This window comes from Methylobacterium sp. J-068 (genome assembly GCF_022829445.1).
Taxonomy (GTDB): Bacteria; Pseudomonadota; Alphaproteobacteria; order Rhizobiales; family Beijerinckiaceae; genus Methylobacterium.
In genome coordinates this window covers 385,947-406,496 of sequence record NZ_JAKSXY010000122.1, presented here as the reverse complement: position 1 = coordinate 406,496, position 20,550 = coordinate 385,947, and the positions used below count along the sequence as shown (strand labels likewise).

General features: G+C 69.6%; 22 protein-coding genes. 7 read left to right on the top strand and 15 right to left on the bottom strand.

Going from position 1 to position 20,550, the window contains the following annotated elements; all coding sequences use genetic code 11:
• Positions 1-125: 125 nt before the first annotated feature.
• On the top strand, positions 126-1,445 hold the full coding sequence (gene tolB / locus MKK54_RS22195) for a Tol-Pal system beta propeller repeat protein TolB (RefSeq protein WP_244014665.1): 1,320 nt from the start codon (positions 126-128) through the stop codon (positions 1,443-1,445).
• Positions 1,446-1,506: 61 nt separating this feature from the next.
• Here tolB and MKK54_RS22190 read toward each other — a convergent pair whose 3' ends face one another.
• The 5 genes from MKK54_RS22190 to MKK54_RS22170 form a co-directional block, all read right to left on the bottom strand.
• Positions 1,507-2,091: a hypothetical protein gene (locus tag MKK54_RS22190; protein ID WP_244014303.1), complete on the bottom strand. Its 585-nt coding sequence runs from the start codon at positions 2,089-2,091 to the stop codon at positions 1,507-1,509.
• 269 nt (positions 2,092-2,360) lie between these two features.
• Positions 2,361-3,593, bottom strand: coding sequence for an MFS transporter (locus MKK54_RS22185; RefSeq protein WP_244014301.1), 1,233 nt, complete (start codon positions 3,591-3,593; stop codon positions 2,361-2,363).
• A 114-nt stretch (positions 3,594-3,707) separates the two neighbouring features.
• Positions 3,708-5,867, bottom strand: coding sequence for a protein-disulfide reductase DsbD family protein (locus tag MKK54_RS22180; protein ID WP_244014299.1), 2,160 nt, complete (start codon positions 5,865-5,867; stop codon positions 3,708-3,710).
• 196 nt (positions 5,868-6,063) lie between these two features.
• Positions 6,064-7,890, bottom strand: coding sequence for an aminopeptidase P family protein (locus tag MKK54_RS22175; protein WP_244014296.1), 1,827 nt, complete (start codon positions 7,888-7,890; stop codon positions 6,064-6,066).
• Between the two features lie 22 nt (positions 7,891-7,912).
• Positions 7,913-8,851, bottom strand: a complete 939-nt coding sequence (locus tag MKK54_RS22170) for a 50S ribosomal protein L11 methyltransferase (RefSeq protein ID WP_244014294.1) — start codon at positions 8,849-8,851, stop codon at positions 7,913-7,915.
• Positions 8,852-8,901: 50 nt separating this feature from the next.
• Here MKK54_RS22170 and MKK54_RS22165 point away from each other — a divergent pair, with 50 nt between their 5' ends.
• Positions 8,902-9,186 (top strand): hypothetical protein, encoded by a 285-nt coding sequence (locus MKK54_RS22165; protein ID WP_244014292.1) that lies wholly within the window; start codon positions 8,902-8,904, stop codon positions 9,184-9,186.
• A 182-nt stretch (positions 9,187-9,368) separates the two neighbouring features.
• On the top strand, positions 9,369-9,758 hold the full coding sequence (locus MKK54_RS22160; protein WP_244014290.1) for a hypothetical protein: 390 nt from the start codon (positions 9,369-9,371) through the stop codon (positions 9,756-9,758).
• A gap of 171 nt (positions 9,759-9,929) precedes the next feature.
• Here MKK54_RS22160 and MKK54_RS22155 read toward each other — a convergent pair whose 3' ends face one another.
• A complete protein-coding gene (locus tag MKK54_RS22155) occupies positions 9,930-12,464 on the bottom strand; it encodes a flagellin (protein ID WP_244014287.1) in 2,535 nt (844 codons plus the stop codon).
• Between the two features lie 245 nt (positions 12,465-12,709).
• Here MKK54_RS22155 and MKK54_RS22150 point away from each other — a divergent pair, with 245 nt between their 5' ends.
• The gene (locus MKK54_RS22150; protein WP_244014285.1) at positions 12,710-13,129 is read left to right on the top strand and encodes a flagellar biosynthesis repressor FlbT; all 420 of its coding nucleotides are present in this window, start codon (positions 12,710-12,712) and stop codon (positions 13,127-13,129) included.
• 89 nt (positions 13,130-13,218) lie between these two features.
• Here MKK54_RS22150 and flaF read toward each other — a convergent pair whose 3' ends face one another.
• Positions 13,219-13,578: a flagellar biosynthesis regulator FlaF gene (gene flaF, locus MKK54_RS22145; protein WP_244014283.1), complete on the bottom strand. Its 360-nt coding sequence runs from the start codon at positions 13,576-13,578 to the stop codon at positions 13,219-13,221.
• 173 nt (positions 13,579-13,751) lie between these two features.
• Between flaF and MKK54_RS22140 the strand changes: the two genes are divergently transcribed.
• Positions 13,752-14,000, top strand: a complete 249-nt coding sequence (locus MKK54_RS22140) for a hypothetical protein (RefSeq protein WP_244014280.1) — start codon at positions 13,752-13,754, stop codon at positions 13,998-14,000.
• Between the two features lie 18 nt (positions 14,001-14,018).
• Here MKK54_RS22140 and MKK54_RS22135 read toward each other — a convergent pair whose 3' ends face one another.
• From MKK54_RS22135 to MKK54_RS22105, 7 genes are all read right to left on the bottom strand, one after another.
• A complete protein-coding gene (locus tag MKK54_RS22135; RefSeq protein WP_244014278.1) occupies positions 14,019-14,159 on the bottom strand; it encodes a hypothetical protein in 141 nt (46 codons plus the stop codon).
• Positions 14,160-14,251: 92 nt separating this feature from the next.
• Positions 14,252-14,563: a hypothetical protein gene (locus MKK54_RS22130; RefSeq protein ID WP_244014276.1), complete on the bottom strand. Its 312-nt coding sequence runs from the start codon at positions 14,561-14,563 to the stop codon at positions 14,252-14,254.
• Between the two features lie 160 nt (positions 14,564-14,723).
• The gene (locus tag MKK54_RS22125) at positions 14,724-15,254 is read right to left on the bottom strand and encodes a metallophosphoesterase family protein (protein WP_244014274.1); all 531 of its coding nucleotides are present in this window, start codon (positions 15,252-15,254) and stop codon (positions 14,724-14,726) included.
• 31 nt (positions 15,255-15,285) lie between these two features.
• The gene (locus tag MKK54_RS22120) at positions 15,286-16,386 is read right to left on the bottom strand and encodes a TonB family protein (protein ID WP_244014271.1); all 1,101 of its coding nucleotides are present in this window, start codon (positions 16,384-16,386) and stop codon (positions 15,286-15,288) included.
• A 4-nt stretch (positions 16,387-16,390) separates the two neighbouring features.
• Positions 16,391-16,900: a protein TolR gene (gene tolR / locus MKK54_RS22115; protein ID WP_244014269.1), complete on the bottom strand. Its 510-nt coding sequence runs from the start codon at positions 16,898-16,900 to the stop codon at positions 16,391-16,393.
• Between the two features lie 124 nt (positions 16,901-17,024).
• Complete coding sequence (locus MKK54_RS22110; RefSeq protein ID WP_244014267.1) at positions 17,025-17,717, bottom strand: MotA/TolQ/ExbB proton channel family protein; 693 nt, start codon at positions 17,715-17,717, stop codon at positions 17,025-17,027.
• A gap of 56 nt (positions 17,718-17,773) precedes the next feature.
• Entirely contained in the window at positions 17,774-18,205 is a 432-nt protein-coding gene (locus MKK54_RS22105) for a Tat pathway signal protein (RefSeq protein WP_244014265.1), read from the bottom strand.
• 559 nt (positions 18,206-18,764) lie between these two features.
• Here MKK54_RS22105 and MKK54_RS22100 point away from each other — a divergent pair.
• Positions 18,765-19,202, top strand: a complete 438-nt coding sequence (locus tag MKK54_RS22100) for an Hsp20 family protein (RefSeq protein WP_244014263.1) — start codon at positions 18,765-18,767, stop codon at positions 19,200-19,202.
• 97 nt (positions 19,203-19,299) lie between these two features.
• On the top strand, positions 19,300-19,584 hold the full coding sequence (locus tag MKK54_RS22095) for a DUF1150 family protein (RefSeq protein ID WP_244014261.1): 285 nt from the start codon (positions 19,300-19,302) through the stop codon (positions 19,582-19,584).
• Here the strand turns inward: MKK54_RS22095 and MKK54_RS22090 are convergent.
• Positions 19,571-20,368 carry an alpha/beta hydrolase gene (locus tag MKK54_RS22090; RefSeq protein ID WP_244014259.1) on the bottom strand — a complete coding sequence of 266 codons (798 nt, stop codon included), beginning with the start codon at positions 20,366-20,368 and terminating at the stop codon, positions 19,571-19,573. The genes MKK54_RS22095 and MKK54_RS22090 overlap by 14 nt on opposite strands.
• Positions 20,369-20,550: the final 182 nt, after the last annotated feature.

Genomic DNA, 20,550 nt, shown 5'->3' with positions numbered 1-20,550 from the left:
TCCCGAGCGGCGGGGCACGGGGTGAGGCGGCACGTCCCCGGAACCCGCTCGTCTCCCCCGACCTCAACCCGTCACGAGAGGGCGCGCATCGCGCCGCCAAGCCCCTCACGACCACGGAATCGCCCATGCACCGACGTATCCTCCCGCGCCCGGCGTCGCTTCTCGCCCTCCTGGCGCTCGTCCTGTTCGGCCTGAGCCCGGCGCAGGCGCAGCTCAACCTGCGCATCGGCGGCGGGTCGTTCCAGCCGATGCCGATCGCCGTCACGGATTTCTCGGGCGATCCGAGCCTCGGGCTCCTCGTCTCCAGCGTGGTGACCAACAACCTGCGCCGCTCCGGCTATTTCACCCCCGTCGAGAAGGCGAAATTCCCCGAATCCCCCGGCTTCGACGCGGTGCCGGGCTTCGAGAAGTGGAAGGCGGCCGGCGTGCAGGCGCTGATCACCGGCCGCGTCGCGCGCGACGGCTCGGGCAAGCTCAAGGTCGAGTTCCGGCTCTGGGACGTCACCTCGGGCCAGCAGATGACGGGCCAGCAATACGGCACCGACCCGGCCAATGCCCGCCGCACCGGCCACCTCATCTCCGACGCGGTCTACACCAAGATCACCGGCCTCGGGCCCTGGTTCGACAGCCGCATCGCCTTCGTGGACGAGTCCGGCTCCAAGGAGCACCGGCGCAAGCGCCTGATGGTGATGGACCAGGACGGCGCCAACGTGCGCGCGCTCACCAGCGGCGAGAACGCGGTGGTCGCCCCCCGCTACTCGCCGGCGACCCAGGACATCGCCTTCATGACCCAGACCACCGGGCAGCAGCCGCGCATCCAGGTCCTCAACCTCGAGACGGGCGGGCGTCAGGCGCTCGGCAAATCCGATTCGATGAGCACCAGCCCGCGCTTCTCGCCCGATGGCCGCCGCCTCGTGATGAGCGTGCAGCAGGGCGGCAACGCCGACATCGTGCTGATGGATCTCGGCTCGAAGGCCCAGACGCCGATCACCAACGGCAACGCCATCGACACCTCGCCCAGCTTCTCGCCGGATGGCAGCCAGATCGTGTTCGAGTCCGATCGCGGCGGCTCGCAGCAGATCTACATCATGAGTTCCACGGGCGCGAACCCGACCCGGATCTCGTTCGGCGAGGGCTCGGCCTCGCAGCCGGCCTTCTCCCCGCGCGGCGACCTCATCGCCTTCACGCGCCAGCGCAAGGGGGGCTTTGCCATCTGCGTGATGAAGCCGGACGGCTCGGGCGAACGCGTGCTGACGGAAGGCTTCCACAACGAGGGGCCGACCTTCGCGCCCAACGGCCAGTACGTGCTGTTCTTCCGCGACCCCGGCGGCCAGGGCGGCGGCAAGCTCTACATGGTCGACATCACCGGCAAGGTTGAGCAGCCGGTACCGACCCCCTCCTATGCGTCGGACCCGACCTGGTCGCCGCTGCTGTCGGGGAAGTAGGGGCTCATACCGGGGCGCGCTCGGCGGGCCGCCCCCGCGACGGCATGGCTCTGTCGGAGCTTCAGCCGCGCTCGTAGCCGGCCGTCCGGCGCACGAAGCCAAAGGCCGAACTGAGCGATGCGCCGGCAGCGCCGGTCACTGCCTGTACGGCGCCGACGGCCGCCTGAGCGGCATCGCCGGCCGTGGCCATCAGGGTCGACTCGGAGGAGGGCGCCGGCCCCTCGACGGGCTGCGCCACGCGCTGCGCCGCCCGCGCGAACCCCCGTCGCAGGACCTCCCGATCATTGGTGATCAGCGCCGGAAGGCGCGGGTCCGCCAGGGCGATCAGCAGGCCGCCATCCTGGAACGTGATCTCCAGCAGAGTCTGGGGCTGGGATTCGTCGGCCGAGACCGAGCTCAGCGCGGTGGCGGCGAGGAGCGCCGTTCCGCTCAGGTCGATGTTCGAGGCAAGGGCGAGGCTTCCCTTCAGCCCATCCAGAACTTGGCCACCCCAATTCCGTGCACCCGCGACGTCGCCATGCGCCTCGACGGTCAGGAGGCACTCCACGGAGCGCTCGATCCCATCCGGGCTCGTCAGGACGCCCGCCTGATAGGTGCCCCTGCCCTTGCCGCAATTCCCGGCAACCACCTTGATGTCGGCCGTCACGTCCTCCCGCGATGGTTCTACCCTCGCGTGTGCGGGGCTGTCATGTGCAAAAGCTTGGCACGAAGCCCAGTGGTCGAGGCAGGGGCGTCCCCAGAAGGTAACGGCGGCCCGGATCATCGAACTGGAGATGGAGCAGCCGGCTGGTGAGCCGGGTCGCGGTGAGGTGCGCCTGCGCTTGGTCGCGTCGCCGCTTGACCGGTAAGCCTATGATGTCGTGGGTTTTATCCCTCGTGCGGCCAAAATGCCGTCCGCCAGGGATAAAACCCCGTTCACTCCGCCGGCATCAGCCGGTCCCGTGCCCGCAGCGCCGGAAACACCCGCCCCCAGAGCGCGGCGACGAGCAGCGTCGCGAGGCCGCCGGCCACCACCGCCGGGACGGCGCCGATCAGGGCCGCGAGGGTGCCGGATTCGAATTCGCCGAGTTCGTTCGAGGCGCCGATGAAGACGGCGTTCACCGCCGAGACCCGGCCCCGCATGGCGTCCGGGGTCTCGCCCTGAACGAAGGTCTGGCGCACGAAGACGCTGATCATGTCGGCGGCCCCCGTGACGAACAGGCAGGCCATGGAGAGGGGCAGGGAGGTCGAGAGGCCGAACCCCACCGTGGCGAGACCGAAGATCCCCACGGCCTGGAGCATGCGCAGGCCGGCATGGCGCTCGAGTGGGACGTAGGCCAGCGTGACCGCGGTGAGCACCGCGCCGGCCGCCGGCATGCTGCGCAGGACCCCGAGGCCGAGCGGGCCGACATGCAGCACCTCCGCGGCGAAGATCGGCAGGAGGGCGGTGGCGCCCCCGAGCAGCACCGCCACGAGATCGAGGCTGATCGCGCCGAGCACCACGGGGTGGGTGCGGATGTAGGTGAGCCCGGCCGAGAGGGTCTCCCAGGTGACGGGCGGACGCTCGGTGACCGGGGCGGGCCGGAACCGGATCGCCAGGATCAGCGCGCTCGCCAGGGCGAAGCTCGCGGCGGCCGCACCGAACACCACCGCCGGCCCGAGGGCGTAGAGGAAGCCGCCGGTGGCGGGCCCGAGGATCGAGGCGCTCTGCCACAGCGAGGCGTTCCAGGCGATGGCGGAGCCGAACAGGTTGCGCGGCACCAGGGTCGGCAGCAGCGCCTGGAGCGTCGGGTTGGCGAAGGCCCGGCCGGTGCCGATGACGATCACGAGGAGGTAGATCGGCCACAGCGTCGTGGAGCCGGAATGGGCCGCGACGAGCAGCCCGAGATCCGCCAGCGCCAGGGCGGCGTAGGCGATGGCGGCCACGAGGCGCCGGTCGTAGGTGTCGGCCACGTGCCCGGCCACGAGCGCCGAGAGCATGGCGGGCAGGAAGCTCGCGAGCCCGACGAGGCCCAGCGCCAGGGCCGAGCGGGTGATGTCGTAGACGAACCAGCCCACCGCCACCGCCTGCATCTGGTAGGCGAGGCCGGTGAGGAAGCGTGCCGTGCCGAAGAGGCGGAAATCGCCGTTGCGGAAGACGGTCCAGCGCGGCGCGGAAGCAATGCTCATGCTGCCGTGCTGCGGGAGGCGCGTGTCCCCGTCAAGTCGAGGATTATCGCGTTTCGCGAAACGTGCATCCATCGGGCTCGGCGCAGCCCACCGGGGGGGGGACCGCGATGCCCGCTAGCGCTCCGGGGTCAGGGCCGCGCTCCGGTCCGCCGCCGCGAGGGGCACCGCCTTCAGGGCCTCCAGCACGAGGCCCGAGGTGAGAATCTGTGGCAGGACCGTCGGCTCGCCAGCGCCCGCGTAGAGTAGGTAGAGCGGCACGCCGCTGCGGCCATGGCGCTCCAGCAGGCGGGTGATCTCGGGGTTCTGGTTGGTCCAGTCGCCCTTCAGGTAGGTGATGCCGCGCGCCTTCAGGGCGGCCTGGACAGACTCTGAGCCCAGCGCCGTGCGCTCGTTGACCTGGCAGGTGATGCACCAGGCCGCCGTCATGTTGAGGAAGACCGGTTTGCCCTGCGCCAGGAGTCCGTCGAGGCGGGCCTGGCTGAATCCCTCGGCGCCGGACCGCGCGGTCGCCATCCCGGCCCGGTCGCGGTCGAGCCCGAGGGTGAGGAGGGTGAGCGCCGCCAGGGCCGCGACCGCCGTGCCGCGCGCGATCCAGCCGCCGATCGGTCCGGCGCCGTGTCCGCGCTCCCAGGCCCAGGCCGCGAAGCCCACGAGGACGAGGCCGATCAGGGCCCCGAGGAGCCCCGCCGAGCCGACCTGCTGGGCCAGCACCCAGACCAGCCACGCCACGGTGGCGTAGATCGGGAAGGCCAGCGCCCCCTTCAGCGTATCCATCCAGGCGCCCGGCCGGGGCAGGCGGCGCAGGGCCGCCGGCCAGAGCGTCAGAACCAGGAAGGGCAGGGCGAGACCGAGGCCGAGGCTGGCGAAGACCGCCAGACTGACGCCTGCCTCCTGAGTCAGCGCGAAACCCACCGCCGAGCCCATGAAGGGGGCGGTGCAGGGGGTGGCCACGACGGTCGCGAGCACACCGGTGAAGAACGACCCCTCCAGCCCCGCCCGCCGGGTCAGCCCGTCGCCGATCCCGGCGATGCCGGCGCCCAGATGCACCACGCCGGAGAGGCCGAGGCCCATGCCGAACAGCAGGTAGGCGAGGCCCGCCACCACCAGGGGCGATTGCAGCTGGAAGCCCCAGCCGATACCCGCGCCGGCGCCCTTCAGCGCGATGAGCAGGCCCGCCAGGGTCAGGAAAGCCGCCAGGACCCCGGCGGTGTAGGCAAGCCCGTGCAGACGGACGCGCCCTGCCGGTTCGCCGGAATGCCCGACGAGGCTGAGCACCTTGATCGACAGGACCGGGAAGACGCAGGGCATCAGGTTGAGCAGGAGACCGCCGAGGAAGGCGAGGCCGGCCGCGCTCCAGAGGGTCAGGCTCTCATCCGGTGCCGATACGGGCGCGGCCGGAGACGAGGCGACCTGCGCCGCCGCGGGCGTGGAGACCGTGGGGGCTTCGCCGATCGCGTAGGCGCGGCGCACGCTCCCGTCCGGCGTCGCCTCCTCGAAGGTGAGCACGCCCGGCAGGGCCGTGGGGGGCGCCTCCGTCGCGTCGCCGCGCGCGAGGTCGATATGCAGGCCGGCGGCATCGCTCGTCGCGTCCTGCGGTGCCGCGTTCTCGATCGCGGTCTCGGCATAGGGAAAGTAGGCGACGGACGCGGCGCGGATGTCGGGCGCGGCGAGATGCACCTGCAGGCGCCCGTTCTCCGCGCCGTAGCGGACCGGCCAGGGGGCAGCCACCGGCAGGGCGGCGCGGGCCGCCTCGAACAGCATCATCGAGCCGGGCGCGAGACCCGTGCTGGTGCCGGCCGGGGCCACCGGCAGGGTCAGGCGCAAGTCGGCCGAGCCCGGCACGCATTCGCGCTCGCAGACGAGATAGGTGAGCTTGGCCTGGAGCGTCGCCGGCTTGCCCGAACCCAGGCTCGCCGGCGGGGTGATCTCGGTGAGGAGAACGGTCTCGCCCTCGTAGCCGAAGTTCATGAGGTGCGCGACCGGGATGCGGCTCGGCGCCGGCCACTGGATCGGCCCCGCCGAGAACCCGGCCGGCAGCGTCCACGCGACTTCCGGAGCCAGCCCGGAATCGCCGGGATTGCGCCAGTAGACGTGCCAGTTCGGCCGCATCACCATGCGGATCGCCACCGTGAAGGGCGCCCCCGGCCGGATGGCCGAGGGCTCCCCGACCAGACTCGCCTTCAGGAGGTCGGTCGGCATCTTGAACCCTTGCGCCCGCGCGGGCGGAAGGGCGAGGCCGAACAGCGCGAGCGCCAGGGCGAGAAGCCGAATCATCAGGTCCTGTTCGGTGATGGAAACGACGAGATTAAGTCCGTTCGGCGTGCGGGTGAAATCCCGAAGCCGAGAGGTCCCGACCGGACGATTCGGGCGGCGAGACCCGGAGCGGTGAACCTCTTGTCCCCTCGTTTCCGCCGCGCCGGAATGGGCGGGATCGTCGCAAGCGTCGCCCGAACCCTACTGCCCGGTCGGTTCAGGCGAGGGCGACCATCGGCAGGGTCGCCTTTTCCAGCCAGGCCCGCGTGGCCGCGTCGAGATCCGGCCCGAGCGCCGCGCGCACCCGGGCATGGTAGGCGTCGATCCAGGCCATCTCCTCCGGGGTGAGCAGGTCGGCGCGGATCAGGCGGCGATCGAAGGGCGCGAGGGTCAGGGTCTCGAACCCGAGCATCGGGCGCTCGCCGCCGGGAACCGTGCGGGGCTCGACCAGGACGAGGTTCTCCAGGCGGATGCCGTAGGCGCCCGTCCTGTAGTAGCCGGGCTCGTTCGAGAGGATCATCCCCGCTTCGAGGATGACCGTCCCGGTCTTGGCGATGCGCTGCGGCCCTTCATGCACCGAGAGGAAGGCGCCGACCCCGTGTCCGGTGCCGTGGTCGAAATCGAGGCCGGCGTCCCAGAGCGGCTGTCGGGCGAAGGAATCGATCTGCGCGCCCGTGGTGCCTTTCGGGAACACCGCGCGGGCGATGCCGATATGGCCCCTGAGCACGCGGGTGAAGTGTTCGCACATGGCCTCGGAGGGCTGCCCGACCGCCACCGTGCGGGTGATGTCGGTGGTGCCGTCGGCGTATTGCGCTCCGGAATCCACGAGGAACAATTCGCCCGCCCGGATGCGCCGGTCGGTCTCGCGCGTCACCCGGTAATGCACGATGGCCCCGTTGGCCCCGCTGCCCGAGATGGTCGGGAACGACACGTCGCGGAGCAGGCCGCCCTCGGCGCGGAAATCCTCCAGGGCCTCCACGGCCGCGATCTCGGTGAGCGCCTCGCCCTGCGCGTCGAGCCAGGCGAGGAAGCGCGTGACCGCGACGCCGTCGCGGTGGTGGGCGCCCCGCGCGCCGGCGATCTCGGCCGGGTTCTTGACCGCCTTCATGGCGGTGATCGGGTCGGGTCCGAGATCCGCGACGCCCCCCGCCGCCTCGACCCGGAGCTTGAGGGCGAAGGCCGCCGTGCCGGCATCGAGACGGATTCGGGCCGCATCCGCCGCCAGGGCGGACAGGGCGTCCTCGAAGGCGGCGCGGGGATGAACCGCCGCGAGCGGGGTAAGGGCGGTCCGGAGCTCCGGGCTCACATCCCCGGATGTCAGGAAGAGGGCCGCACGGCCCTCGCGCGGCACCAGGGCGTAGCCGAGCGCCAGGGGCGTGTGCGCCACGTCCGCGCCGCGCAGGTTGAAGGCCCAGGCGAGGTTGTGGGGGTCGGAGATCACCAGGGCGGCGCAGCCCGCCTCGGCGAGAGCCGCGCGGATGCGCGCGAGCTTGTCGGTGGCCGATTCGCCCGCGAGGTCCGGGGGATGCGCCACCACGGCGCCGGAGGGCGCGCCCGGCCGGTCGGCCCAGACGGCGTCGACGAGGTTGGACGCCACCGGCCGCAGGGTCGCGCCGGCCTTCACGACCGCGCGCTCCAGGCGCGCCACGCCGTCGGGCGTGTGCAGCCAGGGATCATAGGCCAGGACCTCGCCGGCCTTCATGCGCGCGCCGACCCAGGCGGCGGCGCTGGTCTCGGCGAGCGGCACCGGCGTGATCACGGCCGTGTCGATTTGGGCCGGAGCCTGCAGGGTGTAGCGCCCGTCGACGACCAGCGCCGCCGCATCGCGCAGGATCACGGCGGTGCCGGCGGATCCCGTGAACCCCGTGAGCCAGGCGAGGCGCTCGGCCTGGGGGGGCACGTATTCCGACTGGTGCTCGTCGGCGCGCGGCACCACGAACCCGTCGAGCCCGGCGGCATGCAGGGTTTCGCGCAGGGCCCGGATGCGGGCGGCGCCCTGGCGGTGGCTCGGATCGTCGAAGGTCTGGAAGCGGGGGCGCGTCATGGCGCCCAGGGTTACGACGGGCTCAGAAGGGCCGCAACCGATCCCGGCGCGGGCGCGGTGCCGCGCCGCCGCGCGTCAGCACCAGGGTGGCCCAGCCCTCGATCAGGCCGTGCCGGGCGAGGTGGAAGCCGCGATGCCGGTAGGTCGAGAGCACGCCCGGCACGTCGCGCTCGATGAGGCCGGAGAGAATCAGCACGCCGTGGTCCGCCACGACCGCCGTGAGCGAGGGCGCCAGGGCCTTGAGGGGGCGCGCCAGGATGTTGGCGAAGACCACGTCGAAGCGGCGCGGCCGGTTGGCCAGGGCGTGGCGCACGCCCGGTCCCTGGTAGAGGCGCAGCACCGGCCCGAGACCGTTGAGGCGGGCATTGCCGATGGCGGTGGTCACCGCCTCCGGATCGAGGTCGCCGGCGATGACGGGTTTGTGCAGGAACTTGGCCGCCGCGAAGGCCAGGATGCCGGTGCCGGTGCCCACGTCGAGCACGTGGGCGGGGCGCCCGCGCTTGAGGATTCCGGCGAGTGCCCGAAGGCAGCCGAGCGTGGTGCCGTGATGGCCCGTGCCGAAGGCGAGCGCGGCCTCGATCTCGATGGCGAGGTCGTTGACCCGCACGTTCTCGCGGTCGTGGCTGCCATGCACGAGGAAACGCCCGGCCCGAACGGGCTTGAGGCCTTCCAGGGAGGCGCGCACCCAGTCCTGCTGGTCGATGGTCTCGAAGGTCGCGACATCCGCCTGCGCGCCGACCACCGGACGGATCAGGTCGCGGATCATGTCCTCGTCGGGCGCATCGGCGAAATAGGCCTCCAGGCGCCAGGTCCTGCCGTCCTCGGCCTCGAAGGCGGCCACCGCCGTCTGGGTCGGATCGAACATCTCGCCGAGAAGGTCGGTCATCGCGCGCGCCGAGCCTTCGTCGGTGAGCAGGCGGAGCACGTGGGTCGGACGATGGGGAGGCAGGCCTTCGAGCATGGCCCGGGCTCTACCATCCGCGACGCCCCGCCGCCACCATGCGCGCAAGCGTGGCCGGAACGGATTCGCCGCAGCCGCGTTTGTGGTGGCTTCTCCAGGCTCACGTCGACGTTGGAGCGTGCGTTGTGCGTATGAAAATCAGAAGAACCGGCGGTCGAACGCCGGTCGTCCTCGCCGAGAAATCCAAGGCCCGCCGTCGCCTCGCGCGCGAGCGGGGAATCTTTACCGATGCCGAGACCCTGACCGGGCCTCTGCCGGGCTCGATGCTCGTCCTCCTGAGCCGGTTGCACCGCTCGGAGCATGCGGTGTCCGACGAGGACGAGCGCGGTGCCTGATCCCGCTGGATTCGGAACGAATCACCGGCATCCGGCGGGATCGCTAAAAAGCGCCCTATCGTCTTGATGTCGCCTTGAGGATGCCCGGCGGAATGGTCGTGGGGCAACGAAGTTCTTAAGATCCGATTCACGCCCGGCGCTTTGTCTGGTGACATGCCGCATCAACCGAAAAAGGGCGTGCGATGTCGATCTCCAGCATAGGCGCCGTGCCCGCGTTCCGGGGCACCGGTGCCGGGCCGTCTCCGATCCCGCCGGTCCAGCCCGTCCAGGCGCCGGCGCCCCTCGCGCCCGCGGTGCGGGTGGATATCCAGAGCCAGGAGCGGGGATCCGATCCCCGCTTCGGGACGAGGCCGGCGCCATCGCAGGAGGCCAAGGCCGGCGCGGCCGCGGCCGAGCCCCGCATCCGGATCGACCAGGACACCAAGACGGTGGTCTACCAGGAGGTGGACCCGAGTTCGGGTGACGTGGTGATCCAGCTTCCCGATCCCGTGGTGCTCAAGGCGCGTGCCTATGCCGAGGCGTCCGAGATGCGCGCCCACCCGGCGGGACGGCCCCTCGATCGCACGGCCTGACCTGTCTTCTCCGAGACGGCTGAACGCGAAAAGGCCGGGGCGACGCGCCCCGGCCTTTTCGTCGTTCGATACGAGCCGAGGGCAAACCGCCGGCTTGTCGGTGAGTGTGCCTTGGAAAGGAAGAAACCGCCGGCCCGAAGGCCGGCGGCGTGCCGAGCGACGGAGAGCCGCTTAGCGGAGGAGCTGCAGGATGCCCTGCTGCGCCGTGTTGGCGAGCGAGAGCGCCGAGATGCCGATCGACTGACGGGTCGACAGCGCCTGGGAGTTGGCGGCCTCTTCGTTGAGGTCCGCATTCGTCAGGTTGGCCGAGCCGGTGTCGAGGATGTTGATGAGGTTCTTCGAGAAGTCCTGACGGTTCTGCACCACCGAGAGGTTGGAGCCGAAGGTCGAGGACTGTGCGCGAAGCGAGGCGGTTGCCGTGGTCAGCTGGTTGAGAGCCGTGTTGATCTCGTCGTCCGACTGGAAGTTGTTGGTCGTCGCCTTGAGGCCGAGGCCGTCGGCGTCGAACTTCACGCCGGCGATGTCGAGGGTCGAGGTGCCCTTCTCGTTGAAGGTCAGCCGAAGTGTGTTTTCGTTGGCCGAAGCTCCGTTACGGAACAGCAGGTTGACACCGTTGTAACCGGCATCCTGCGCCTGCTGAGAAATCTGCGTGAGCAGATTGTTGTACTGGGTGGCCAGAGTGGAGCGCGTCGAGCTTGTGCCCTTCGAGCCGCCGATATCCGTGCCAGCACTGGTCTGGGCAACGGCACCCGACACACCAAGGCCGATATCGGTCGATCCGGCAGCCTTCACGGTCAGGGTTTGATCGGAGCCAAAGGCCGTGGACTGAATCGTGAGCTTATTGTTCACGAAGCTGGCCGTGACCTTGCCCTGCAGGCCCGTGTCGGCGTTGATCTGGTCATTGATCGCCTTGGCCACACTGGCTTGGCTGACGGCAGCACCGCTACCGAGCGTCGCCGTGCTGACGTCGATCAGTTTGGACGCGCCGGAACCGAGTTGCAGCGTGAACGAGGCGTTAGGAGGCGTACCACCGCTGAAATCGAACTTGTTCGTGGTAGTATTGTAGATGCCGCTGTTGGCAGTAGTCGGCGGAGTTGCCCCCGTGATCGAAGCCTTGGACGAGCCGTCCGAGGCGTCGGTGCCGTTGGCGACAATGGCGGTCACGGCTGCACCGAAGCCAGCGGCAAAGGACCCACTGGTGGCACCCGCGGTTCCAAAGCCGAGACCGATGGTGTCATTGGTGGCGCTGGCAGTGAAAGCGACGTTTGCCGCGCTGGCGGTGAACACCAAGCCGCCAGTGCTTGCGTCGATAGAAGCGACAGCCGCGCTGCTCTGCGCCTTAAGCTGGGCGTTGATAGCACTCACGATCTTGGCGCCCGTGGGATTGTCGCCGAGGGCCGCACCCGTGGCGGCATCGCCAGGGTTTGTACCTGCGGTGTCCAACGACCGGCTGTCGATGGTGATCGTCTTGGTCGTGCCAGCATCGGTGATGCTGAAGGTTGCGGACTTACCGCCGGCGAGGCTCGGGGGCGTCGTACGCAGATCGACACCGCCAGTTGCCTTCGCGGTGACACCGGTAGCCGGGGCAACCACGGTTCCAGGCGAGGCGGTGAAGGTCGAGAAACCAATGCCGGTGGCGCCCCCCGCCGTGTTGCTGATCGGGTTGATCGAGAGTTGCGCGTCGGGACCAAGGTCCTGCGACGTCAGAACGATCTTGCCGTTCGCCGCGGCACCATCCACCGCCGTGGTGCCGATCTTCGCCGTGATGGTCGAACCGGCATCCGACAGCTGTTTGTTGATCGCCTTGATGACGTTGGCGTCGGTGGCGGAGTCGCCAAGGGTCCCGCCGAGGTTGTCGGTGGCGGTGGTTGAGTTCAAGGTCACGCTAACGGACTTGTTGCCGTCCGTGATGCTGAAGACCGAGCTTTTTCCGTTGGAGAGGTCGGTCGTTGCGCCGAGAGCTGCCCCGGCAACGACCGTCGCGGCCGTCGGGGTGGTTGCGGGCTTGCCGAAGCCGATATCCGTCGTCGCGTTCAGCGATCCGCTGACGCTCAACTTAGCGGCAGCGCCGGTATCCGTGGTGGTGAAGCTGATACGGCCGTTCGTGCCGATGGAGGCCGAGACCTTGCCAGCGAGGTTCGAATTCGCGGCAATCTGGCCGTTCAGGGCCGTGACCAGCTGGTCGGTCGTGACCTTCGAGGTATCGGTGGTGACGCTCTTCAAGGTCGAGGAGTCGAGGCGAAGGGTGCTCTTCGTGGCGCCGCCGTCGAGGGAGATGTCCACAGATGCGTCTTTGGCCAGGGAAGACAGGTCGAGGGTGCCGGTGATGGCCGAGGTACCGGTGGTCACGGCCGACTGAGCGGCGACGCCGCCGAGAATCGTGCCCTTGCCGCCGCTCTTGTCGGCGAGCGCCTGCTGCGCGGTCGATTTAGCCGAGTCGACGAGCTTCTGGAGCGAAGTGATGCCCTGGTTCGCGGCCTGGATCGTCTGCACGCCGTTCGACAGGCCATCCAGGAGGCCGCTGAGGTCCGACGAGCGAGCCGACAGGCTCTGCGAGGTGAAGAAGTTGGTTGGGTTGTCGAGGGCCGAGGTCACCTTCTTGCCGGTCGACAGGCGGTTCTGAGTGGTGGTCAGGAGGTCAGCGGTGCCCTGGAGCGAGAGCAGGTTCTGACGGGTCGCGGCGGTAAGGGTGATGCTGGAAGACATAGGGGACGATCCGTTCTGATCGATGCGCCCCCTTTTTGGAGGCGGGGCCAAACAACCATGCCGGACTTTCCATCCCCTTAAGCGAGGGCCTGAACAAACCTTTGCTTGTGAGGGTTAAATACGTTCTCTTCGTAGACAAATCGAACAAGTTCAAAAGCTTAGCGTGCCTCATTCGGTTTCAGCTTCATGTTCCGTTAACCATGTTTGGCGATGGTGAGGAACAGTTCCGCGTTCCGAGGCTCTCCATGCCCCTTAAGATCGAACTTAAACCCGGGGAACGCTTGCTCATCGGTGGAACCGCCATCCGCAATGGCCCCCGACGGTCCAGCTTCGTCATCGAGACGGTGACGAACTTCCTGCGTGAGAGCGATATCATCCTGGAGAGCGAGGCCGACACCGCTTGCAAGCGCCTGTATCTCACGCTGACCGTTCTGTATCTCGCCGAGCCGACGCCCGAGGCGGAGAATCTCTTCATCAGCCAAGCCAACGAACTGATCGCGGCGGCATCCAGCATGGCCCCTTATCTGCGCGATATTCACGAGCTCCTGGCGAAGGGCGAACGTTATCGCGCCCTCAAGCGCTGCAAGGACCTGATCCAGTACGAGCAGTCCCTGGCCGAGCGCCTGTCCGCACCGGGTGATTTGGACCCTGCGTCGAAGGGATGACCGGGAAAGTCTTTCGTCGCAAACGGACAGGGCCCGCCGCTCGTGAAGCGACGGGCCCTGTCCATCCGGGGCGACCGTAGCCGCAAGGCTTACATGCGCAGGCCGGCGGCGATGTTCTGGTTGATGCTGATGAGCGCGCTGAGCTTCTCGGCGCTCGGTTCGATCAGCGTGTCGATCATCCGCTTGAAGACGAAGGTCGAGAGTTCGGCGATGTTGTTCTTGATCTCGACGGGCAGCGGGCTTTCAGGGGCGGTCGCGCCACCCGCGATGATCGTCCAGACCTTCTGATTGAAGCTGAGGGCCTCGCTCAGGGCGGACGCCTGGTTGGTCCAGTCGGATTGAATTGCCTGGAGGCGGCCCGCCGCCTTGATCAGCACGGCCGCTTCCGCCTCGCGCGGCGACAGGGCCGTCTGTGCAACTCGGGCGTAGGCGCTGGCTCCGTATGACATCGCAGATCATTCCCCAGGGCACCAAGGGCCCGAATCGGGCCGGCGGGGAGACCTTAGCCATTTCATCGTTAACGGATCGTAAGACGTGGCCGTGCCGTAATCATGCCGAGAAGTGCGACGAGGGAGGGCGCGCGATCCCGCTCTATACGCGGGGCACGCCGGATTCCACCACCATGATGAACTTCGTTCTCGGCACGATCGCGGGTGGGCTGCTGGTGGGGATCGTCACGATCTCCGCGGTCCGCCAGCCCGCCGTGCAGGCCAAACTCGGCCTCTTTCCGGTCTCGACCGCCCTGATGATGCCGGCTGCCAGGTCGGTGGAGCCTGCGCCGCGGAGCGAGACGGTCTGCCCGCCTCACGCCAGCGTCGGGGCGCCCGACATGCTGTTCTCGAAGCGTCGCTTCTGGTTCGTCGCCCCGTGACTTCCGGGGTGCGCGCCCTCAGACGCTGCTGATCAGGAACATCACCATGGTGGTCGCCACGGTGGTGCTGAGAAAGCCGCAGAGGGCGGCGGCGAAGGACGGACCGGTCGGGATGGCGCGGTCGAGAGCCTTGGGGTCGAGGGCGGCGATGGCGTTCATGGGAGCTGACCTTGGCGCCGGCGAATCACCGGCCGCGTGCGAGATGAGACTGGATCGAAGCGAGGCGGGACGGCGTGTGGCGACGCACCCGCTCAATCGCAGCGGTTGACGGCCTTGGCGGCGCGCAGGGCGCGGGACTCGCTGCGCAGGTCGATGGCGGCCGCGCCGGCCCCGCAATCCTCGAAGGCGTCGCGGGCGTCGGCGTAGCGGTCGCCGATCTCATCGAGCGTGTCGCAGGCGCGGTCATGGTTGCCGAGGCGCGCCTCCTGACGGAACTGGTAGCGCAGGGCGTTCGCCTCATCGACCTTGCGCTGCGCATCGAGGCAGGCCGGAGCGGCGAGGGCGGGGGCCGCGAGGCTCAGGGCGAGACCGGCGGCGAGGGCGAGACGAGGGGAGGGACGCATGAGGGGCACCTGATGCTGGGGACACCTGATCGTGCGCGTGTCGAAAAGATTTCGACGCGCGTTCGGAAGTGTCCGCAAGATCAAGTCCGTCCTGTCCGTGTTGGGACTGGATCAGAGCTGATCAGCTTGCGTTCATGTGGCTGAAACGGCAAACCCGCCGCTAAGGTTCCACGGGTTTGTGCGCCGCCGTCCGACGCCGGCGCGACGCCAGGATCGCGGCGAGGCCGACCGGGGCCGGTCCCTGCGCGTCGACGCCGACATCGTACTGCCGGGGGATCGGCTTCAGCTTGTTGTGCGAGTGCCCGTGCAGGTTGACCGCCCCGCGCCCGATCCCGTTCCAGGTCCGGAAGGCGTAGTGGCAGAGTACGAGGCGTCGTCCGTCGACGGTGGTCTCGGCGTAATGCGCCACCGAGGTCCAGCCCGGCGCCTTCAGGGTGCCGGGTCCGTCGTTATTGCCCGCGATGAGGTGCTTCACCCCCGGTAACACCGCCAGGATCTCGGCGATGCGGGCGTCCGAGGGGCCGAGCGCGAAGTCGCCGAGATGCCAGACCTCGTCCTCGGGGGCCACGACGGCGGTCCAGGCGGCGATCAGCGCGGCATCGTGCGCGGCGAGATCCGGATAGGGCCGCTTGTCGATCCGCAGGATGCGCGGATCGCCGAAATGCGTGTCGCTGGTGAACCACACGGCCATGGGACCGATCCTGCGCCGAAGATTCGGCCGATCAGCGGCCGGGGCTGAAGCGCAGGGGCACCGTGACGGCGAGGCTGTTCAGGTTGACCCCCGCCGGTGCGGCGGGCAGCGAGCCGCGCACGGTGGCGAGCGCCGCGCTGTCGATGGCGCCGATGCCGCTGCTGCTGGCGAGCCCGGAACTCATGACCTGCCCGGAGCGGGACACGGTGAAGCGCACGACCGCGACGCCGCCGCTGGTGCCGGCCGCCGCGTTGGCGTTCATCCGGCCGCGAATGGTGGCGCTCAGCATGCCCTGCCACGCCCGCAGCGCGTTCGGATCGTTGCCGCCGGCAGCCGAACCCGCGCTGCTCTGGCGCGACGCGGAGGCCGAGTTCTGGCGGGCCTGGCCCTCGCTGGCGGCCGCCGCCGCGCGGCGCGCGGCCTCCCGGGCGGCCTTGGCCTTGGCCTCCTTGGCCGCCTCGCGCCTTGCCTCGGCGATCGCCTCGCGGCGCTCCTCCTGCTCGGCTTTCAGGCGCGCTTCGCGGTCGGCCTTGCGCTTGGCCTCGCGCTTGGCCTCGAGGATCTTGGCGGGATCGGGCTTCGGCTTCTCCACCTCCACGGGCTTGGGGGCCTCCGCGACGGTGGGCGGGGGCGGCGCCAGGGGCAGCGCCTCCGGCGCGGTCGATGTGATGACCTGGTCCTCGGGCGGCGGTTCGGTCACGGCCTCCACCGGTGGCGTCACCGGCGCGTCCGGCGGTTCGGCCATGGTGGTGGCCTCGGGGGCGACCGGGGTCGCGTCCGGCGGCGGCGGCACGGTGGCCTCGGGGGGAGCCACCTCCGTGGTCTCGAGCGGCTTCGTCACCGGCTCGGCTTCCGGCGTCTCGACCGGCTTCGCCTCGGGCGGGGCCGGGGCCGAGGCGGCGGTCTCCGACGGGGCCTGCGTGTTGGCCTCGGTCATCTGCGGGGCGAGGTCGATCGTCACGATGTTCTCGCCGGGGGGCGTCGCCGGCGCGGCGCCGAACAGCGTCATGCCGACGAGGGCCGCGACGTGCAGCGCGAGGGCGACGAGGAAGGCGTAGGCGAGGCCGGACGGTCCGCGCCGCTCCGGATCACCGGTCGTCGCCAGCACCGTGACAGGATGATGGGCGTTCATGGGCTTACCGCGGCGTTCCGCCGGCAGGGGCGGAGGCAGGGCTTGGCGACGCGGCGGCCGGTGCGGCGGGCGAGGCGCCTCCGGGCGACTGGGCGATCAGCGAGACCTTGGTGAATCCGGCCTGGCCGACGATGCCCATCACTTCCATGATCCGGCCATAGGGCACGTCGCGGTCGCCGCGCACCAGCATCACCTGATTCGGATCCTGGGCCGCCAGCGCCCGCAGGCGCGGCAGGATCGCGTCCGGCAGCAATTCCTCCTTGGCGAGGAAGGGCTTGCCGTCCTTGTCGATGGAGATCTCCAGGGGCTTCTGGGCCTGCGCCACCTTCTGCGCCGTGGTCTTGGGCAGTTGCACCGGCACGCCCGTGGTCATCAGGGGGGCGGCCACCATGAAGATGATCAGCAGCACGAGCATCACGTCGACCATCGGGGTCACGTTGATCTCGGACATCGGCGCCGCGTCGAGGCCGTCCTCGTCATCGCCGCCGCCGGCGCGGATCGAACCCATTGCCATCGTGGAGCGGCCCTCCGGGGCCAGGACGGGCGGCCTCCAGGCCGGCCCGTCGAACAGGTTGCTGTCGCGTGATCGGCGCCTGCCCGGCGCCGGGAGAGGATGCGGCCCTCGGGCCGGACGGCGCCTACTCGGCGGCGGCCGCGTGCCCGTGGACGCTCCGGTCGCGGGCGAGCCGGTTGCCCAGGACGCCGATGGACGAGACGAAGCTCGACTGGACCCGGCCCACGTCGTTGATGAGCTTGTTGTAGGCCATCACCGCCGGGATCGCGACGATGAGGCCGATGGCCGTCGCGAACAGCGCCTCGGCGATGCCCGGCGCGACCACGGCGAGCGAGGTGTCCTGGCTCTTCGCGATGGACGAGAACGAGTTCATGATGCCCCACACCGTGCCGAACAGACCGATGAACGGCGCCGTCGAGCCTGCGGTGGCGAGCAGCGGAAGGCCGGTCTGCAGGCGCTTCACCCGAGACGTCAGGGCCGCCCGCATGGCGCGCTCGATGCGGTCGCGGCGCTCGGCGCGGGTCTCCGAGGAATCCTGGTCGCGCCAGGCCTCGACCGCGGCGCCGGTGATCTGGGCATCGATGCCGCCGCCGGAGGCTTCGAGCGCGCCGCCGGAACGGACCAGGGTATCGAAGGCCCTGGCCTGGCGCTTGGCGGCGGCGATCCGCACGATCTTCTCGAACACCACGGTCCAGCACGCGATCGAGGCGATCACGAGCAGGATCATCACGCCCTTCACGATCGGGTCGGCCTGGAGGAACAGGCCGATGAAGGAGAAGTCGTGGGCGACTTCGGCCGGCGCGGAGGTCGGATCCATGGCGATCTCTTTCGAGTGAGCGGTGGCGGAACGAGGGGCGGGGTGAGGTGCGCCGGTCAGCGCACGAAGGTGGCGGAGGTCTTGCTCTCCGTCTCGATGCGCTCGAGGCACGATTCGCGGCTGGCCTCGCCGCCCTCGCAGGCGAGCACGTCGTTGAGGAGGACGCGGCCGATCTTCGGGCAGGCGAGGGCGGGGAAGTCGAAGAGGCGCACCATCGTCTTGCGGTCCTGCACCGGACCGAGTTCCACGGCGAGGCGCTTCTGGGCGACGCCCTCGGTATCGAAGGCGAAGAGATCGACCTTCAGGGACTTCAGGGCCGGGCCCCGGCTGTTGTCCACGAGGAGGTAGGTCCGGCAGGCGTCGCCGGCCGGCTCGAGGCGGTTGAGTTCGAGCTTGAGCACGGGGGCCTTGCCCTCCGTAGCGGCGTCCTTGCCGTCCTGCGCCAAGGCTCCACCGAGACCGGCCAGGAGCGCGAGACCGGCGAACATCGCCGTCGCGCCCGGTCTGACGGGCGTCCGTCCGGCCTCGCGGCGAGAGCCCGCGTCGATCTGGTTTGTCCGCAAGTCCCGTTGCCCGATCACGCCGTGCACTCCACGCCTGTTGCTGTCACTATTCGCGACGCCCGAGAGGCGCACGTCGCGCGCGCGCCATGACCCGGGCTCGTCCAACGCCAGAGGACGCGGTTCGAAAACCACGATCCGGGCGGCGCTTCATGCGCGGTCGACATATCCGAGGTGGCAACCGCAGATCAAGGTCAGGCCCGAATATCAGAGGAATTCCAAACTGTTACTCCGGTCACTGCTTCGGCCAAGCTTCGGCTTGCCGAAAGTGCCCGTCCGAAAGTTCCGAAAAACCCCAATGCGACAAGGCCTCCCGGGCGACCGCGCCGTCTCGACCCGCCATGCCCGACCCTTGATGCGCTCCGACCGCGCCTCCATATCGCTGAGACCGGCGGGCGACCGTCGGGAGGGGTGCTGCGCAGGCGGGCCCCGATCACCGAAGTGCCTCGCTCTCTCGTTTCGGGCTTCGCTGGAAGGACATGCGTTCGTGACGACCCGGCCCTCTCCGTTCGGACACCCGTTCCTTCTCGGCTTCGACGAGATCGAACAGGCCCTCGACCGTGTGTCGAAGGCCGCCAGTGACGGGTATCCGCCCTACAACATCGAGCGGCTGGCGCGGACCGAGCACGCGCCGGAGCGCCTTCGCATCACCCTCGCGGTCGCCGGGTTCACGCGCGACCAGCTCGACGTGATGCTGGAGGAGAGCCAGCTCGTGGTCCGGGGGCGGCAGATCGACGACAAGTCGCGCCAGTTCCTCCATCGCGGCATCGCCGCGCGCCAGTTCCAGCGGGCCTTCCTGCTCGCGGACGGAATGGAGGTGATGGGCGCCGACCTCTCGAACGGCCTCCTCTCCATCGACCTGACCCGGCCCGAGCCGGACCGGATCGTACGCAAGATCGCCATCGCATCCCGGGACGAGGCCTGAATCCGGGACTCCGCGACACCAGAGGGTTTCACGCCTTCTTCCAGAACCGCCGGGATCGGGTTCCGGCGTACCGCTCTGCCACCAAGGAGGGCAGTCCATGACCGACTTCGACATCAATCCGCTGACCCAGGCCGATCTCGACCCGGCCGAGTTCGACACCTCCGATCTCGCGGCGCTGGGCGAAGGCCACATCGCCTATGTGCGGGCCATCCGCTCGGACGAGGTGAAGCGCATCTTCCCGCAGGCGCCCGATCTGTCCCCCGGCCTCGACCTGTTCGCGCTGCTCTCGGCCAGCGGCGCGCCGATCCTGCTGGCGGATTCCCGTGACGCGATCGTGGCCAACGCGCTGGCCAACGACCTCTACACGGTCAGCCTGCACTGACCCCCATCGCCGCCACCGCCGAGAGCAGCCGCGCCAGATCCTGCGGCCGTGACAGGCGGTGGTCGCCATCCGCGATCAGGGTGAGGATCGTGCCGGCGCTCGGCAGGCGCTTCACCACCTCGAGGGCGTGCGTGTAGGGCACGTCCGGGTCATCCATGCCCTGGAGGATGTGGACCGGGCAGCCCGGATCGAGATCCGCGTCGAGCAGGGTGTGCGCACGGCCATCCGCGATCAGCGCGCGGGTGATCGGCACCGGGTTCGGATCGTACTGGCTCGGCCGCATCCAGGCGCCGTCCCGCTCGATCATCGCGCGGATCTCCGGCGTGAAGCGCGCCCACATCAGGCTTTCGGTGAAGTCGAGGGCCGGCGCGATCAGCACCAGCCCCGTGGGCGGCGCCAGCTTCTCCCGCATCAGGGCCCTGGCGACGAGGCAGGCGATCCAGCCCCCCATCGACGATCCGACGAGGATCGGGCGCTCCGGCGCATGGGCGGCCAGGACCGCGCGCGCATCGGCGAGCCAGGTGGAGATCGTGGCCTCGGCAAAATCGCCGCCCGACTCGCCGTGCCCGGTATAGTCGAAGCGCACGAGGGTCCGCCCGTGGCGCTCGGCCCACGCATCCAGGGCCATGGCCTTCGTCGCGCCCATGTCGGAGCGGAAACCGCCGAGCCAGACCAGGGGCGGCCCTCGATCCGCGCCCGGCCGCAGGCGCACCGCGATCCGTCGCAGATCCCGTCCGCTGCCGACCTCGATGAAGATCGGCGCTCCACCCTCGGCAGAAGCCATTCGTTAACCCTCGCGTCGCGTTGCATCGAACTTGAGGGGACGGCTTCGCATTTCGTTTACCCGGCCGTAAAGCGCGGCGTTCAAGCTCACGGCCATGACCGACACCGCAGACGGACATCGCAACGACGCTGACGGCACTCCGGACCTCGACCTCGGGTGGCGCACCGTCTCGGGTCGCGCAT